The organism is Kosakonia sp. LAM2021 (assembly GCF_016620385.1).
GTDB classification, from domain to species: Bacteria; Pseudomonadota; Gammaproteobacteria; order Enterobacterales; family Enterobacteriaceae; genus Kosakonia; species Kosakonia sacchari.
This window is the reverse complement of the sequence record NZ_JAENHT010000001.1, coordinates 1,137,870-1,153,620: the sequence shown is the minus strand read 5'-3', so window position 1 is coordinate 1,153,620 and position 15,751 is coordinate 1,137,870. Positions and strand designations below refer to the sequence as shown.

The 15,751-nt window shown below is 51.7% G+C and carries 14 protein-coding genes and 1 pseudogene; 8 read left to right on the top strand and 7 right to left on the bottom strand.

All coding sequences use genetic code 11. The features are described from left to right. Positions 1 to 61 precede the first annotated feature (61 nt). The 4 genes from JKP81_RS05505 to JKP81_RS05490 all read left to right on the top strand — a co-directional run bounded on the left by JKP81_RS05505 (position 62) and on the right by JKP81_RS05490 (position 2,561). Positions 62 to 274 (top strand): KTSC domain-containing protein, encoded by a 213-nt coding sequence (locus JKP81_RS05505; protein WP_200550875.1) that lies wholly within the window; start codon positions 62 to 64, stop codon positions 272 to 274. A gap of 68 nt (positions 275 to 342) precedes the next feature. Further along, entirely contained in the window at positions 343 to 669 is a 327-nt protein-coding gene (locus tag JKP81_RS05500; protein WP_200550874.1) for an antibiotic biosynthesis monooxygenase, read from the top strand. Positions 670 to 792: 123 nt separating this feature from the next. Next, on the top strand, positions 793 to 1,656 hold the full coding sequence (locus tag JKP81_RS05495) for an MBL fold metallo-hydrolase (RefSeq protein WP_234455478.1): 864 nt from the start codon (positions 793 to 795) through the stop codon (positions 1,654 to 1,656). Between the two features lie 62 nt (positions 1,657 to 1,718). Further along, positions 1,719 to 2,561 (top strand): AraC family transcriptional regulator, encoded by an 843-nt coding sequence (locus JKP81_RS05490; RefSeq protein ID WP_200550873.1) that lies wholly within the window; start codon positions 1,719 to 1,721, stop codon positions 2,559 to 2,561. 121 nt (positions 2,562 to 2,682) lie between these two features. On the opposite strand, the gene JKP81_RS05485 is transcribed toward JKP81_RS05490, so the two are convergent. Continuing rightward, complete coding sequence (locus JKP81_RS05485) at positions 2,683 to 3,969, bottom strand: AppA family phytase/histidine-type acid phosphatase (protein ID WP_200550872.1); 1,287 nt, start codon at positions 3,967 to 3,969, stop codon at positions 2,683 to 2,685. 161 nt (positions 3,970 to 4,130) lie between these two features. Here JKP81_RS05485 and JKP81_RS23535 point away from each other — a divergent pair. Next, positions 4,131 to 4,393: pseudogene (locus JKP81_RS23535) on the top strand (hypothetical protein); the annotation flags it as partial. Beyond that, positions 4,393 to 5,328 carry a tRNA 2-thiocytidine(32) synthetase TtcA gene (gene ttcA, locus JKP81_RS05480; protein WP_200550871.1) on the top strand — a complete coding sequence of 312 codons (936 nt, stop codon included), beginning with the start codon at positions 4,393 to 4,395 and terminating at the stop codon, positions 5,326 to 5,328. The pseudogene JKP81_RS23535 and the gene ttcA, both read left to right, overlap by 1 nt. A gap of 38 nt (positions 5,329 to 5,366) precedes the next feature. Here the strand turns inward: ttcA and dbpA are convergent, their stop codons facing one another. The 4 genes from dbpA to JKP81_RS05460 form a co-directional block, all read right to left on the bottom strand. After that, entirely contained in the window at positions 5,367 to 6,740 is a 1,374-nt protein-coding gene (gene dbpA / locus JKP81_RS05475; protein ID WP_200550870.1) for an ATP-dependent RNA helicase DbpA, read from the bottom strand. Between the two features lie 30 nt (positions 6,741 to 6,770). Continuing rightward, positions 6,771 to 6,944, bottom strand: a complete 174-nt coding sequence (locus JKP81_RS05470; RefSeq protein WP_200550869.1) for a hypothetical protein — start codon at positions 6,942 to 6,944, stop codon at positions 6,771 to 6,773. Positions 6,945 to 7,215: 271 nt separating this feature from the next. Next, the gene (zntB, locus tag JKP81_RS05465) at positions 7,216 to 8,199 is read right to left on the bottom strand and encodes a zinc transporter ZntB (RefSeq protein ID WP_200550868.1); all 984 of its coding nucleotides are present in this window, start codon (positions 8,197 to 8,199) and stop codon (positions 7,216 to 7,218) included. A 145-nt stretch (positions 8,200 to 8,344) separates the two neighbouring features. Continuing rightward, positions 8,345 to 9,520: a methyl-accepting chemotaxis protein gene (locus JKP81_RS05460; RefSeq protein WP_200550867.1), complete on the bottom strand. Its 1,176-nt coding sequence runs from the start codon at positions 9,518 to 9,520 to the stop codon at positions 8,345 to 8,347. A gap of 455 nt (positions 9,521 to 9,975) precedes the next feature. On the opposite strand from JKP81_RS05460, the gene JKP81_RS05455 reads away from it, so the two are divergent. Together JKP81_RS05455 and JKP81_RS05450 are read left to right on the top strand one after the other, a co-directional pair. Further along, complete coding sequence (locus JKP81_RS05455) at positions 9,976 to 12,111, top strand: bifunctional diguanylate cyclase/phosphodiesterase (protein WP_200551074.1); 2,136 nt, start codon at positions 9,976 to 9,978, stop codon at positions 12,109 to 12,111. Positions 12,112 to 12,210: 99 nt separating this feature from the next. Further along, the gene (locus tag JKP81_RS05450) at positions 12,211 to 13,431 is read left to right on the top strand and encodes a sensor domain-containing diguanylate cyclase (RefSeq protein ID WP_200550866.1); all 1,221 of its coding nucleotides are present in this window, start codon (positions 12,211 to 12,213) and stop codon (positions 13,429 to 13,431) included. 55 nt (positions 13,432 to 13,486) lie between these two features. Here JKP81_RS05450 and JKP81_RS05445 read toward each other — a convergent pair whose 3' ends face one another. Then, positions 13,487 to 13,675 (bottom strand): YdiH family protein, encoded by a 189-nt coding sequence (locus JKP81_RS05445; RefSeq protein WP_025263605.1) that lies wholly within the window; start codon positions 13,673 to 13,675, stop codon positions 13,487 to 13,489. Between the two features lie 404 nt (positions 13,676 to 14,079). Then, positions 14,080 to 15,696, bottom strand: coding sequence for an ABC transporter substrate-binding protein (locus JKP81_RS05440; protein ID WP_200550865.1), 1,617 nt, complete (start codon positions 15,694 to 15,696; stop codon positions 14,080 to 14,082). Between the last annotated feature and the right edge of the window lie 55 nt (positions 15,697 to 15,751).

Genomic DNA, 15,751 nt, shown 5'->3' with positions numbered 1-15,751 from the left:
GACACCCGCAGGAAGCTCGTTGATAATCACGGTTTCAGCCCGCACGGCAAGGAGCGAATTTATGCAGCATCACGCAGTTACCTCATCACGCATCGCTTCTGTCGGTTATGACCAACGCACCTGCACGCTGGAAATCTGTTTTCGCGATAAAAGCGTCTACCAGTATCAGGGCGTTCCGGAACGCATCTTTTCCCTGTTCCTTACCGTTGTTTCCAAAGGCCGTTTTTATGATGGCGTGGTAAAAGGCAAATATCCGGAAAAAAAAGTCGCCTGAACAGGTAGCTACCGCTGCGTTAAATTCCTGTCAGGATGGAGATCAGACAACCCGTATCAGGAACCGCAATGTCAGCCTTCAAACACCCCACACCCTATTACGCAGTGATTTTCACCTCCGTGCGCACCGCGGTTGTTGATGGCTACGGCGCAATGTCCGATCGCATGATGGAACTGGCGGTGAATCAACCCGGCTTTCTGGGCGTGGATTCCGCCCGTGAAGAGGTTGGCATTACCGTCTCTTACTGGACATCGCTTGAGGCCATCAAAAACTGGAAGATGAACGCCGGGCATCTCATCGCGCAGAAAACCGGGCGTGAAAAGTGGTATCTCTCGTTCACTACCCGCATCTGCCGGGTGGAAAAAGAGTATTCTTTTCAGGCGCTGGACGAGTAACTATGTGCTCGCGCACCACGTACAATGAGCGCAATACGCACCGCATTGAACAAATAAACGCACGCTTTTTCGTTACGCTGTATTCGACATTCACCGGAATGTGATGAAAACAAAGCGAGGATTATGATGACGTCCCGGACGCTTGAGCAAACGCCCGCAATCAAACGGCAGCAATTGCAGGACATCACCGTTACGATACTCAGTGACGGTTACCTTGAAGGCGATTTTGCGCTGTTAAACGGTATTGAAACCGACCATGCCGAAGCGTTACTGACCGCCAATGGCGTTTCGCCCCTGCCGCGCATGAATATTAATGCCTGCGTGGTCGAAACCGCCGGACACACCATTCTTATTGATAGCGGAACCGGTACGCCTGACGGCGCAAGCGGCGAGTTACCGGCTGCCCTTGCCGCTGCGGGCATTGACCCACTGTGTATCGACACCATCCTGTTGACCCACGGCCACCGCGATCATATTGGCGGTCTTGCCGGCCCGCAGCAGACCCCGGTTTTCAGTAACGTGCAGCGTCTGTTCGTGCATGAGAAAGAACTCGCCTTCTGGCGTGATGAAACGCTGTATGCCAGCGCACCGGAGGGTCTCAAGCGCTCATATGACATCGCGAGGAATGCGTTCAGCGCTTACGACGACCGGCTGGTGACCTTTAAACAAGAGGATCTTCTGCCCGGTATTCAGGCGGTGCCGCTTTTTGGTCATACCCCAGGTCACAGCGGTTTTCTGCTTGGCAGTGAAAAAGACGCTTTGCTTATCTGGGGGGATATTGTCCATTTCCCGCATATCCAGATAGCCCGGCCTGACGTCTCGATTGCCTATGATCGCGACCCGGTGCTGGCAGCAAAAACGCGCTGCGCGCTGCTGGATCGCGTTGCGACAGATAACATTGCCGTTTGCGGTATGCACTTTAACCTGCCGACCACGGCAAAACTCAGCCGTAGCGGTAAACGCTATGCGTTGCATTACGCGATGTGAGTTTCTCCGGCAGGAAAACAACCGTGTATTCCTGTCGGAACCAGCCTTGCAGAGAAGATCGAATGATAAGCCCCGCTTTACACGCCGATGCGCGCGAAACAGAAATATTGCTCAGTGCGCTGCTGGATCTGGTGCGTTCCGAACATGCCTTTCCCTGCTGTTGCCTGCGCGCCATGCAAAGCTGGCAGGTTAACAAGTTTCAGGTCGAAGGTGCGACGTTCTCCTTTCCCCTGCGCGGTACGTTTCGTTACCGCGAGCAGAATCAGTGGCTCTGCGTATCGCCCGGCGAGATGCTGGTATTCCCCAACGCCCGCAGCATTGATATTGAGTGTACGCCCGACCCTGACAGCGGCGAGTTTCTCGCGCTAACAGTGTTAATGGCAGAAGAGCAACTGGAGGCCGCCCGGCTCTTGCTGCGCGTCTTACCTCCGGCAGAGCCCGGGAACATTGCTGCTGAACCGCTGGCACAATTTATCGCCCCGATGACCCGCTGGGTCGCCGCACTGCGGGCCGGAAACCGCACACTATCAATTCATGCGATGCTTGAGATTGTGCTCAGGTTGTTTGAGATGGGGCATCACGGTTTGTTGCGTCTTCAGCCGCCGGGTATAGCCATGACGATACGCAACATGGTAAGCCGTGATCCGGCACATCACTGGTCTACCGGTGAGATTGAAGAGCGGCTCAATATTAGCGGCGCCACGCTTCGTCGCCGTCTTGCGGCAGAAAATACCACGCTCAGCGCGGTGATCACCGATGCGAGGATTGCCGATGCACTTCAGTTACTGATGACGACACGCATACCGATAAAATCGGTCGCCGCGCGTGTTGGCTATGCGTCGGTCGCCAGTTTCAGCCGTCAGTTCAGTAAACGCTACGGTGCCGAGCCTTCAGTTTTTCGCTAACGACAAACAGACTCAATGGCATATTAAGCACGCATCGCCTGTGCCCCGTTTCTCTATCAATATTCGGGACACAGGATTTCGCAGCGGCTCGCGAGATGCACTTCCTGGCGAAGGCTGTGTTTTATAAACCACAATCAGCGACGCGCACCGATTCAATCAGCTTTGCAAAACTGTTTAAGTAACACATGCCCTGCGCATTCTTCTCACTGCACGCCTTGAGCACAAGATCCACCCGACCCGGCGGGTTATCCAGCGAAAAAGCGCGCATCTCTCTCATCTCCTGCAGGGTCTGATAAACGAACGAGACCTGAACCCAGTCCGTATTGTCGCTAACCCGTTTCCAGCGTTCGAAAACCAACTCTCCGCCCGGCGGGGTATTATCGGGTTGTGATGGCAGCGACCAGTTAAGATCCAACGCACCACTGAGATTGGCAAGGTTGGTATCATGTCCGGCAATAAACAACACAGAAACAGGAAACGTGATGCCGTAGTGATGCTGATCAGCGCCGTCGGTGGTTAATGCCGTGCGTATTAAATCAAGTAAGGGCGTCGCCCTGCTCCGCGCCACTTCAGGTGTTCTTTGTAACAGATCAAACTGGGCATTATGCAGGGTTAATAACGATTGCCACGCTTTGTCACCTGCGATCCTTCCCCATGCCACGACCTTCATCCCTTGTGCCTGCTGGAGGAGAAAGATTTCCGTGAGCGTTGAAGAAAGCCCCCACGCGCCAGGCAAGGAGACGTTATCAGGCTTGATGTTAAGTTTGGTGGGAATATCGTTGGTGAATGAACACACATGGTTTTCCCCAACGGTTTTGCATTTCTCTGAGTCAGGGAAATTTAAAACGTGTTCCAGGGTCTGAAAAGCTGACTGATACGTCTGCGAGTATTGCTCAATACTTCCTCCCGCTTTCGTTAAAATTGCCGCTTTCACCGCCGCTGTGTTAAACGCACATTTACCCGTTTTTATCGGGTTAAAAAGCGGGTCTGTCTTCGATTTGTCTTGCTGATAATGCACAGGAACAGGACATCCAGGCGCCAGCCCTGCCAGGAATGCTTCACCTGTTTTGCGGGTTCGTTGATCGGTATCGGCAATCACTGCCACATGCCGCTCATCCGGGCAGGTTTTATCTGTCAGTAACCCCGTATCTGCCAGCCGCAAACGCTGATAATGCCCCAGTGCAGAAATAAGTTGCCCTCCTCGCGGTGTGAGCCATCCCAGCGGCACATCCCACTCGGGCCACTGAAAAGGTGTCACTTCGCGCATTTGTGGCGTGAACTTGGTTGGCGCGCGCACACCGTGACGGCTAACGATCACCACGCGCTCCAGCTTCATTCCGGCATCTTCTTTTGCCTGTAATTGAAATGAAAAAAAGAAAAGAATTAGCACTCCTGCGCGAACAATCATTGCTCTTATCACTTTGACCTCCCTTCGATGATTAGATAACGGCTTGTTTCTTCACAAGCTGATTACACATCCTGGCGAAAATGATTTTACTCCTGTATTGATGACCAGGTTTTATACCGCACCTAAAAAAGGTGAGCGATGACCCTTTCATTTATTGCCTGCGCCTGGCAGCAGCCGTAAAACGTGCTGGTATTCGCCGCCGGAATCCGTACCATACGCGACATACTTTTGCCTGCTGGTTTTTGACTGCCGGCACAAGCCCGTTTTCATCGCCAGTTGACAGGCATGAAAGGGCAGGGTTTACGAAATTTACGGTGCATGGCGAGAGGAAATGAACCAGGATCAGAGAGGCACGTTAAACAACAGTTGCCGTTTTATGATGTGGTTTGCCCCTGCGGTGCCCCTGCTTCCAGAGACAAAATAATGATTGAAAAGCAAGAGATTACAAAGAAAGAACAGTACAACCTCAACAAGCTGCAAAAGCGTCTGCGTCGTAACGTGGGTGAGGCCATTGCCGATTTCAACATGATTGCAGAAGGCGATCGCATTATGGTTTGCCTTTCCGGCGGTAAAGACAGTTACACCATGCTGGAAATTTTGCGCAACCTGCAACAGAGCGCGCCGGTCAACTTTTCGCTGGTGGCGGTTAACCTCGATCAGAAACAGCCGGGTTTCCCGGAACATATTCTGCCGCAGTATCTGGATACGCTGGGCGTGGAATACAAAATCGTGGAAGAAAACACGTACGGCATCGTTAAAGAGAAGATCCCGGAAGGCAAAACCACCTGTTCGCTCTGCTCACGCTTACGTCGCGGCATTCTGTATCGCACCGCGACGGAACTGGGTGCGACAAAAATCGCCCTTGGTCACCACCGCGACGACATCCTGCAAACGCTGTTTTTGAACATGTTCTACGGCGGAAAAATGAAAGGGATGCCGCCAAAACTGATGAGCGATGACGGTAAACACATCGTGATTCGCCCGCTGGCTTACTGCCGCGAAAAAGATATTGAGCGCTTCTCAGAAGCCAAAGGGTTCCCCATTATTCCGTGCAACCTGTGTGGCTCCCAGCCGAACCTGCAACGCCAGGTGATTGCCGATATGCTGCGTGACTGGGACAAACGCTATCCTGGACGCATTGAAACCATGTTCAGCGCGATGCAAAACGTGGTGCCTTCACACCTTAGCGACATTAATTTGTTCGACTTTAAAGGCATCACCCACGGTTCTGAAGTAGTGAACGGCGGCGATCTGGCTTTTGATCGGGAAGAGATCCCATTGCAACCGGCGGGCTGGCAGCCGGAAGAGGATGATTCGCAACTCGATGAGCTGCGCCTCAACGTTATTGAAGTGAAATAACATTATGCCTCTCTGGCGCGCCGGAGAGGCTATTTGCTTTATTTCAGCAACCGCACACGGCAGGTCTTGCCCTTAATTTTCCCGTTCTGCAACTGCTTCCATGCCTGACGCGCTACGCTTTGGCGCACAGCAATATAAACGTGCGCCGGGTGGAGGGTGATTTTGCCGATATCCGCGCCATCCAGCCCCATTTCTCCCGTTAACGCCCCGAGCACATCACCGACACGCATTTTGGCTTTCTTGCCGCCATCAATGCACAACGTTGCCATTTCGGCTTCCAGCGGAACGACCTTGATGTTAGCCGGTGGATTCAGCCAGTTCAGCTTCAGTTGCAGCATCTCGGCCAGAATATTCGCGCGCTGCGCTTCTTCCGGCGCACAAAAACTGATGGCCAGACCGCTGTTACCCGCACGCGCGGTACGCCCGATACGGTGTACATGAACTTCCGGGTCCCACGCCAGCTCGTAGTTCACCACCAGCTCCAGTGATTTAATATCCAGCCCACGCGCGGCAACATCGGTGGCAACCAGTACGCGGGCGCTGCCGTTGGCGAAACGCACCAGGGTTTGATCACGATCGCGCTGCTCCAGATCGCCATGCAGCGCCAGTGCATCCTGCCCGGCGGCGTTCAGTGCATCGCACACTTCCTGGCAATCTTTTTTGGTATTGCAGAACACGACACAGGATGCGGGACGGTGTTCGCTGAGCAACTTTTGCAGCAAACTGGCTTTGCCGCTGCGGGAAATTTCGAAAAATTGCTGTTCTACTGCCGGCAGCGCGTCAACGGTGTCAATTTCAATCGTTTCCGGATTGCGCTGTACACGACCGCTAATGGCGGCAATGGCTTCCGGCCAGGTCGCAGAAAAGAGCAGCGTCTGGCGTGAAGCCGGGGCAAAAGCGATAACCTCATTAATGGCGTCGCTAAAACCCATGTCCAGCATACGATCCGCTTCATCCATCACCAGCGTTTGCAGGTTATCGAGAGAAACGGTGCTCTTTTGCAGGTGATCCAGCAGGCGGCCCGGCGTGGCAACAATAATGTGCGGCGCGTGCTGTAATGAGTCGCGCTGCGCACCGAAAGGTTGCCCACCGCACAGCGTCAATATTTTGATGTTCGGCATATAACGCGCCAGGCGACGCAGCTCGTTTGCCACCTGATCCGCCAGTTCGCGCGTGGGGCATAAAATGAGGGACTGCGTTTGAAAACGGCTGGCATCGATGTGCTGCAACAGCCCTAAGCCAAACGCCGCTGTTTTACCGCTGCCGGTTTTCGCCTGTACCCGGACATCCTTACCAGCAAGAATAGCGGGCAGCGCCGCAGCCTGAACGGGCGTCATGGTGAGATAGCCCAGTTCGTTAAGGTTTTCGATCTGGGCTGCGGGCAAAGTATTCAGGGTTGAAAAAGCGGTCACAATGTTTTCTCGCGATAAAAAGGCTTACGTTTAGCAGGCGCGTATCCTCTCAGATCTGCCTTTATAACGCGACATTTTAATCGGCTCTTCATCCGGCGGCGGGTCCGGCATCGGTTGCGGGCGTGGGATCGGATCGGGGATTGGCACCGGATCCGTTGGCACCGGATCGCTTAACTGTGGGGAAGAAAAATAGAGTGCTTTCATCATTGCCTCCTTTTTGTGGGCTTCTCGTTAAGGGTAGACGGCGAGAACGCAGAGGCAAAAAAAAGCCGACTATTAAGTCGGCGTCGTACGAATCAATTGTGCTATGCAGTAATTCAAAAAAGGAAGTAAGACAATATGGAGCGCAACGCCCATCGCTTGACGTTGCATTCACCTGCGAGATGAATATTGCCCTGAACAGGTGTTTCGTTTATTGACCTCGCTCAATTAATTCGGCGTTTTTATGTTCAATTTTTGTTAAAAAAGTGAAATTTTACAGCCAGTTACTACGATGCAACCACCAGGTAACACCACCGATCAGCACCACCAACATCATACAAAACAACGCAAAGCCAAAATGCCAACCGCCACCGGGAATACCGCCAAGGTTGACGCCAAACAGCCCGGTTAAAAACGTGCTCGGCAGAAACACCATTGCCATCAAGGACATCGTATACGTTCGCCGCGCCAGCGACTCCTGCATTACCTGGGTGATTTCATCAGTCATCACGCCGGTACGGGCGATGCAGGCATCGATCTCATCAAGTCCACGACCAAGGCGATCGGCAATATCCTGCATGCGTCGGCGCTGATCATCACTCATCCACGGCAAGCGTTCGCTGGCCAGCCGGGCAAACACATCCCGCTGCGGCGCCATATAGCGACGCATCACAATCAGTTGTTTACGCAACAACGCCAGGATGCCGCGCGGCGGGATTTGCTGATCGAGCAGATTATCTTCAAGGTCGATAATCCGGTCGTGCAGCGATTCGATAAACTCGCTGGCGTGATCGGTCAGCGCATCGCACACATCCACCAGCCAGCCGCCACAATCCGCCGGACCGGTACCCTCCTCCAGATCGCTGACCACATCGTCGAGCGCCAGCACTTTGCGTTGGCGTGTCGACACTATCATGCGCTCGTCCATATAAACGCGTACCGCCACCAGTTGATCCGGTCGCTCGTCCGTGCTGCCGTTAATGCAGCGCAACGTAATTAACGTCCCCTCGCCCATGCGGCTTACCCGGGGGCGCATACTCTCCCCGGAAAGCGCCGTGCGTACACTGTTCGGCAACACTGGCGTGGTTTCCAGCCACTGAGCGCTCTCCGCGTTGGTATAATTCAGATGCACCCAACACGGGGTACTTGCGGTAATAACATCATTATCTTCCAGCGGTTTCACGCCACCTTTACCATCTAACAGCCAGGCAAATACCGCATCCGGAACGTTCACATCAGTTCCTTTAATTGCTTCCACAGGACCTCCACAATCCGCATGGTGTTTTGGCAAGTCTAGCCATATGGCAACGTTAAGCAATCATCACGCTGAATTTATTAACAAATTAACAAACAATGCAAAAAATAAGGCCCGGTTTCCCGGGCCTTTGCATCAATGAGCAGAATTAGAACGAGTGCCAGTAATTTTCCTGCTTACCCAGCAGCGGAGCATTGACGCGTGGCGGGGAAACAGTTGCCGGCAGCGCCTCACCCTGCGCTTTTACCGCTGCCAGGCGGAATTTGCCAATGCGTTGCAGCAGGCCTTCCACCTGATGTTGTAAAACGTCCGACGAGCCCGCCAGCTCATCTACCATGGTAACGTTACTCTGCGTCACTTTTTCCAGCTCCGCCAGCGCAAGCGTGATCTGCGAGATCCCCTTCTCCTGCTGTAGCGTCGTGACGGCGATTTCATCCATTAATTTACTCACCACACTCGCACCCGAAACAATCTCGTGCATGTTCTGCTCGGCTTCGCCGACGACGGTCGCGCCCTGATTAACGTTATCGGTGGTGACCGCAATCAGCGATTTAATGTTTTTCGCCGCCTCCGCACTGCGATGCGCGAGACTGCGCACTTCGCCCGCCACGACGGAAAAACCTTTGCCATGATCCCCGGCGCGCGCCGCTTCTACTGCCGCATTCAGCGCCAGAATATTTGTCTGGAAAGCGATACCATCAATGATGGAGATAATTTCGGTCATCTGATCGGCACAATCGGTTATCGATTGCATATTTTTCGCCACCTGCCCCATTAAATCCCCCCCTTTTTGCGCGCAGGTTGTGGCATCTTTTGCCCGCGTACTTGCGAGGCGGGTATTGTCAGCATTGTTTTTCGTGCTGGAAGCCATCTGCTCCATACTGGACGCCGTTTGCACAAGCGCGGCTGATTGCTCTTCCGTTTTAACGGACAGATCGGCACTGCGTGAGGCGAGCTGCGCCGAAAGCTCCAGTGCGGTATCCGAAGACGCGCGAATTTCTTTCACCAGGCTCGCGATACTGGCAGAAAGGCTGTTAATACCTGGAATTAACCGACCCGCGCAATTATTACCAAACTCAGGAATAACAATAGACAGGTTTCCCGATGTGACTTCTTCTATGCTTTTTTTTACCGTGTTTATCGGCGTCACCAAATATTGCGTCATATAAAACCAGAGCAGTGTCAATGACGTGAGGGAAACAACACTTGTCATGGCAAATAAAGCGATATTTTTTGAGACAGCGATCACTAATACATCCAGGATAATAAAAGAGACCAGAAGATATAAAATAATAAATGTTCTTACACTAATATTTCTTAACATAGGGAAACCCACCTGAACACTGGGGACGGTAAGATCCTTATAGCATTCGGAATGTACTTTTACACGGCGATATTGATACCGAATAATGTTTGCCTTTTAATAATTTAAATTTCACTTAAGTTGATTTAAATGAGGGGCTTAAGCGCCACCAAGCAGATACTGATATAACAATATACGGAGAAAACGAAATGGCCTGTTAACATATATCATATAATAAAAGATGCATTTTAGAGTAATGAAATTATATTTTCGGCTTAAGATAAATTCATCACATGTTAAATCATTCACTTTATTTAAGTTATTGTCGTTCCTGCCGATGAATAAATGAAGATCTATTATTAGTTTATTCGCCCTTGCAATAATAAAATTAGCGTAGCCATTAAATTCATTAGGTTAGCTGCTAAAATTAGTGCCAGGATTACATATCACCTTTTTTTGCCTGTGTGGATTGCATGATGCTCTATGTTTCGTGGGACCCCATTTTGATCGGCATCTCTTTTCTGGTCGCTTTCATTGCTTCATTTGTCGCACTGGATAGCGCAGGCAAAGTTGCGACGTCTGAACCGCGCAGCGCAATATTCTGGCGTTTTTCGGGTGGCGCCACCCTGGGCATCGGTATCTGGTCGATGCATTATGTCGGCATGCTGGCGATGAAAATGCCGGTGATGATGCATTACGATTTAGAGCTGACCCTCCTCTCATTTATTATCGCCATGTTGACGTCAATACTCGCTATCAATATTGCCGTGGCGGGCAAAACACTGCCGACAAAACGTCTACTGTTCGCTTCCGTACTGCTCGGTACCGGCGTTGTAACCATGCACTATCTGGGTATGGCGTCGATGATGGGTTTTATCACGATTTACTGGAACGTTGCGCTGATTGCACTTTCGGTAGCGATTGCCTTTCTCAGTGCCTGGGTTGCCCTTTGGCTGGCCTTTAGCCTGCGGCAAAATACCCATGGCGTCTTCATTAACCGCGTCTTTGCTGCACTGGTGATGGGTGGTTCTATCAGTGCTATGCATTACACCGCCATGAGTGCCGCCACGTTCAGTAGCGATGGCACTGGCATTGTGATCCGCGGCCATGCAACGACGCTGATGAGCCATGACGTCGGGGAATTGGGGCTTTCATTATGGGTTGCCACGACGACACTGGTGATTTTCGGCATCATGCTGTTTATTTCGATGATTGATTCCCAACTGCGGACATCACGTTTTACGGACAGTCTGCGCCAGCTTAATCAGCAGCTTGAAAAACAAGCCTATTATGACCCGCTAACCGGGCTGGCAAACCGCTCCCAGCTCGACAATCTTCTTGACACTTGCCTTAGTAAGGCCTCGGAGACACGCAGCACTTTCGCGCTGATTTATATGGATTTAGATCGCTTTAAGCTGGTCAATGATGCCTGGGGACATCACATTGGAGACCAACTGCTGGTGGCGGTTGCCGGGCGGTTATCTGCCTGTATCAGCGATAAAATGTCGCTGGCGCGCCTGGGCGGCGATGAATTTACCCTGCTGGTGCCGGATACCCACGAAGACGAGGTTGTGGCGCTGGTAAAACACCTTGTCGCCACCATTCAACAGCCCTTTTGCGAGCTGAACCATGTCATTAATGTTTCACTCAGCGCCGGGATCAGTTACTACCCGCAGCATGGCAATACCGCCCATGAGCTGAAACTGAAGGCCGACACGGCAATGTACAGCGTAAAACAGGAAGGCCGTAACAGTTGGGCTGTGTTTCATGCTGGCATGGCGCAGAAAACCGTCGACGATCCGCTGTTTTTGCAGGATTTATCGCAGGCGCTGTCGCGCGACCAGTTTGAACTCTGGTACCAACCGCAGTACCACGCGCCGGAGCATGCGTTGGCAGGTTTCGAAGCCTTACTGCGCTGGCGTCACCCGACACGAGGGGTTCTGCTGCCTGCAACCTTTTTACCTATGCTGGAAAAAACGGGGTTAATCATCTCTGTCGGGCGCTGGGTGATTGATGCAGCATGCCGGCAACTGCACCACTGGAATAACCAGGGGTTTCGACATCTTACGCTTGCTATCAACCTCTCACCCAGCCAGTTTGAGCAGCATGATATATACGACCAAATAACCGATTCACTGCAACGCTACCATATCGATCCCATGCAGTTGACGCTTGAAATCACGGAAAACACCGCGCTGAAAAACATTGAGCGTAGTGTGCTGTTGCTTAATCAGTTCGCACAAATGGGTATCACGGTTGCGATTGATGATTTTGGTACGGGTTACTCCAATATGCTGATGCTGAAACGGTTACCGGCAACAGAGCTTAAAATCGACAGAAGTTTTGTGAAGGATATTCGCGATAACAGCCGCAACGTGAAGATTGTCTCAACGATTATTGATATTGCACATTCCATGAACATGCATGTCGTGGCGGAAGGTATCGAAACGGCCGAGCAGCAGGCGTTGCTGACCAATCTGGGCTGTGCTTACCTGCAAGGGTTTCTTTTCGCTCGTCCTTTACCCATCGAGAAAGTTGCTGTGCTGCTACAGCAAAAAAGATTTACTTTATCGCTGGAATGTTCAGATTCGTCACAAAAAAAGCCAGCATAAACCCCTAATTTTCAGGTATGTTGCAAGAAAGTCACTAAATTGCCGCTGATGTGTCACTTGTGACCGCGTTGCAACAGACATGATTAAGGGGGAGTCGCAATGCTTAAACATCACCTGGATGCGTTGAATGTGCTCTCCACCCCGGTTTGGGTGGTTGCTCCTGATACAGAAGCGTTACTGTTCGCGAATGCGCAAGCGCTGAAAATAGCGGCAGGACGCTCACTCAATGAGATGCGAAACGGAAAATACTCTGCTTATGCGCAACTCAGCCTGGCCATGTATCTGCCCAGCTTGCAAAATCATGAAGATGTGGTCGAAATCTGGAGTGTTTGCCCGGATGGTGAAGAGACCACCATCAGTTGCCGTGTCGTGTTGCGCACACTCGAAAACGCCGGTGAAGTGCTGCTGTTTGAAGGCGTTTCAGGTGCCGCTGCGGCGGCGTTAAAAGCGCACCACTCGCCAACTTATCGCCCGCATAAGCAAGGTTTTTACGCCCGCTTCTTTTACACAACGTCCGCGCCAATGCTGCTTATCGATCCCATTCGTGATGGGTTGATTGTCGATGCTAACCTCGCTGCACTGCGTTTTTATGGTTATGACCACGAAGAGATGTGCCAGAAACACACCTGGGAGATCAATACGCTGGGGCGCAGCGTATTACCGGTAATGCAGGAAGTGTCGAATCTGCCTGGCGGGCATAAGCCATTGAATTTTATTCATCAACTCGCGGATGGTTCCACCCGCCATGTACAAACTTACGCCGGACCGGTTGAGATCTATGGCAAGCGTTTAATGTTATGCATTATTCACGACATCACCGAACAAAAACGGCTTGAGCAGGAACTGGAGTACGCCGCGCATCGTGACGCGCTTACCGGTCTACTGAACCGCCGCCAGTTTTATCATCTGACGGAGCACATTCTACCGACGGGGCTGGATTTCAGTTTGCTGCTGGTCGACGCCGATCATTTCAAAAATATCAATGATCAGTTTGGTCATCAAAAAGGTGACCAGGTATTGGTTGAACTGGCGCGAATGCTTGAGGCGAACTGCCGCTCAGGCGATTATGTTTTCCGCTGGGGTGGCGAAGAGTTCCTGCTATTGTTGCCGCATACCACCACGGATATGGCACTAAACGTAGCGGAACGGATACGTCAGGCCGTTGCCAGTATCAACATCGCGGATCTGCCTGGTTTTACGGTGAGTATTGGTGTGGCGCGTCATCTGCCTGAGGAGAACCTGGATGCGCTATTTAAACGGGTTGATGAGGCTTTATACCTGGCGAAAAATAACGGGCGAAACAGGGTGTTGGCCGCATGATAACAAGCAAAAAAAAGCGCCCGTCTGACGGGCGCATTGCAATGATGTTGCTGAGTTAGTGGATACCCAGACGCCAGGCAAAATCAATCTCTTCTTTTAGCTCGCTGTGCGACAGCGTTAGCAAATCCGCAAACTCCAGGCGCAATTGTTTTAGTTTTTTTAAGTATTCCGCCGGGGTGAGCGTGCTTTTGTCGCGACGCAGATATTCAATTGCCAGTTGGGTTGGGTCTAATTCAGTCTCCATAGCATCCTCTTTCGTGGTGAAAACCTGACCACTATAGCACACTGCACTGTCTGTTTTTTGACCAAAATCGTATAAAGGCGGCATTTCGCGAGGGGAAGAGAATTTTAAGCAACCCTCGTTTTAAAAGGGGCGCACTTGAACGATAAGATTATCTTCCTCAATAACGAAAGGTGGAGTAAACGTCCCAAATATTCTGCTCACATTGCTTCGCGCATTTTGTCCACTTAACAAAGCGGGCTTTTTTATTGAAAAGCCAGGGAAAAGAGTAAAAATACGTCTCCTTATTTCCTCCATTCTCCCTTCACATTCCCTAAGTAAAATTTTCACCACTCCTGCTTAGACAGGAACCATTCCGTAATCAATGAGTTTCCCCTTACTTCCCGTGACGTAAGGGGATTTTTTTATCAGTGCTTCAAAATATAAAGCGTGCGGCTATACGCCACATCTTCGGGGTTATTGATCGGATAACCTTTCAGCCACGGTTTAATCAAACGCCCGTTGGTGTATTGATAAATCGGCGCGATTGGCGCTTTTTCCGCCAGAATATGTTCCGCCTCGTTATAGTCAGCGTTTCGCGCTTTGGCGTTAGTTTCCAGCGCCGCCTGCGCCAGTACTTTGTCGTACGCCGCATCGTTGAAACGCGCAATGTTGCCGCTGTTCGTCGAGTTCAGCACCGACAGGAAAGTGGATGGTTCATTGTAATCCCCTACCCACGACGCGCGGATCACATCGAAGTTGCCGCTGTTACGGCTGTCGATATAGGTTTTCCACTCCTGATTCTGCAATTTTACGTCCGCGCCAAGGCTCTTTTTCCACATCGAGGCCACCGCAATCGCGATTTTCTGGTGGTTTTCTGAAGAGTTATAGAGCAGCGTCAGTTTCAACGGACGTTGCGGACCGTAGCCTGCCGCCTGCAATAATGTTTTTGCCTGCGCATTCAACTCGGCCTGGCTCATCTGTTCAATTTGCGAAGGCTGCGGCGTAAATCCGGCTGTAACATCTGGCGTGAAGCGCCAGGCCGGTTTTTCACCGGTGCCCAACACTTTCTGCGCGATCACCCGCCGATCAATCGTCATGCTCAACGCAAGCCGCACACGCGCATCGGCTGTGGGGCCTTTCTGGGTGTTAAACGCGTAATAATAGGTGCCAAGCTGCGGCGGCGTATAAACCTGTCCGGGAATATCTTTGAGCAACTTCTGATAGAGGTTTTTCGGGAATGATTCAGTAATGTCGATACCGTTCGCCAGGTAGCGTTTGGTAGCCGCCGACTCCTGATTGATCGGTACAAACGTGACCTGCTGGATAACCGTTTTCGCATCATCCCAATAGTGCTTATTGCGTTCGAGCACCAGCTTTTCATTCACCACGCGATCGGCAAGTACATACGCGCCATTACCCACCAGCTTGCCAGGGCGCGTCCAATCAGCACCGCTTTGCACATTGGCTTTTTGCACCGGGTAAAAAGCAAAGCTGGCGGCTAAACTCGGGAACCATGGCAATGGCCGCTCCAGTTGTACCCGCAACGTGCGTGCATCAACGGCGCTGACGCCGAGTTTATCCACCGCCTCTTTACCTTCAGTAATGCTCTTCGCATTTGCAATGCCCGCCAGCGCAGCAAAACTGGCAAAGGGGGAAGTGGTTTTCGGATCAACCAGCCGCTGCCAGCTGTAGACAAAATCCTCTGCCGTCACCGGTGAACCATCGGACCAGCGCGCGTCATCCCGCAACGTAAATACCCAGGTGCGGTTATCGCTGCTTTGCCATTTACTGGCAACGCCCGGAACGATTTCGCCCTTCTCGTTCTGATTCACCAGCCCTTCAAAGAGATCGCGGATGACCTGAATTTCCGGCAAACCAACGGCTTTCGCCGGATCTAACGTGGCGGGTTCATCTTTAACATGGCGAACAACTTCCTGTTTCTCGGCCAGTTGAGTACCCGGCGGCACATCGGCTGCCAGTGCACTTGCAGAAAAACCGCACAGCCAGAGCGCGCAGCTCAGCGTTGAAATTCGATGCTTCATGGGATCCCCTCATTGGTATGCCTTCCCGGCAAAAGATGAGGTAATTATTTGTTTT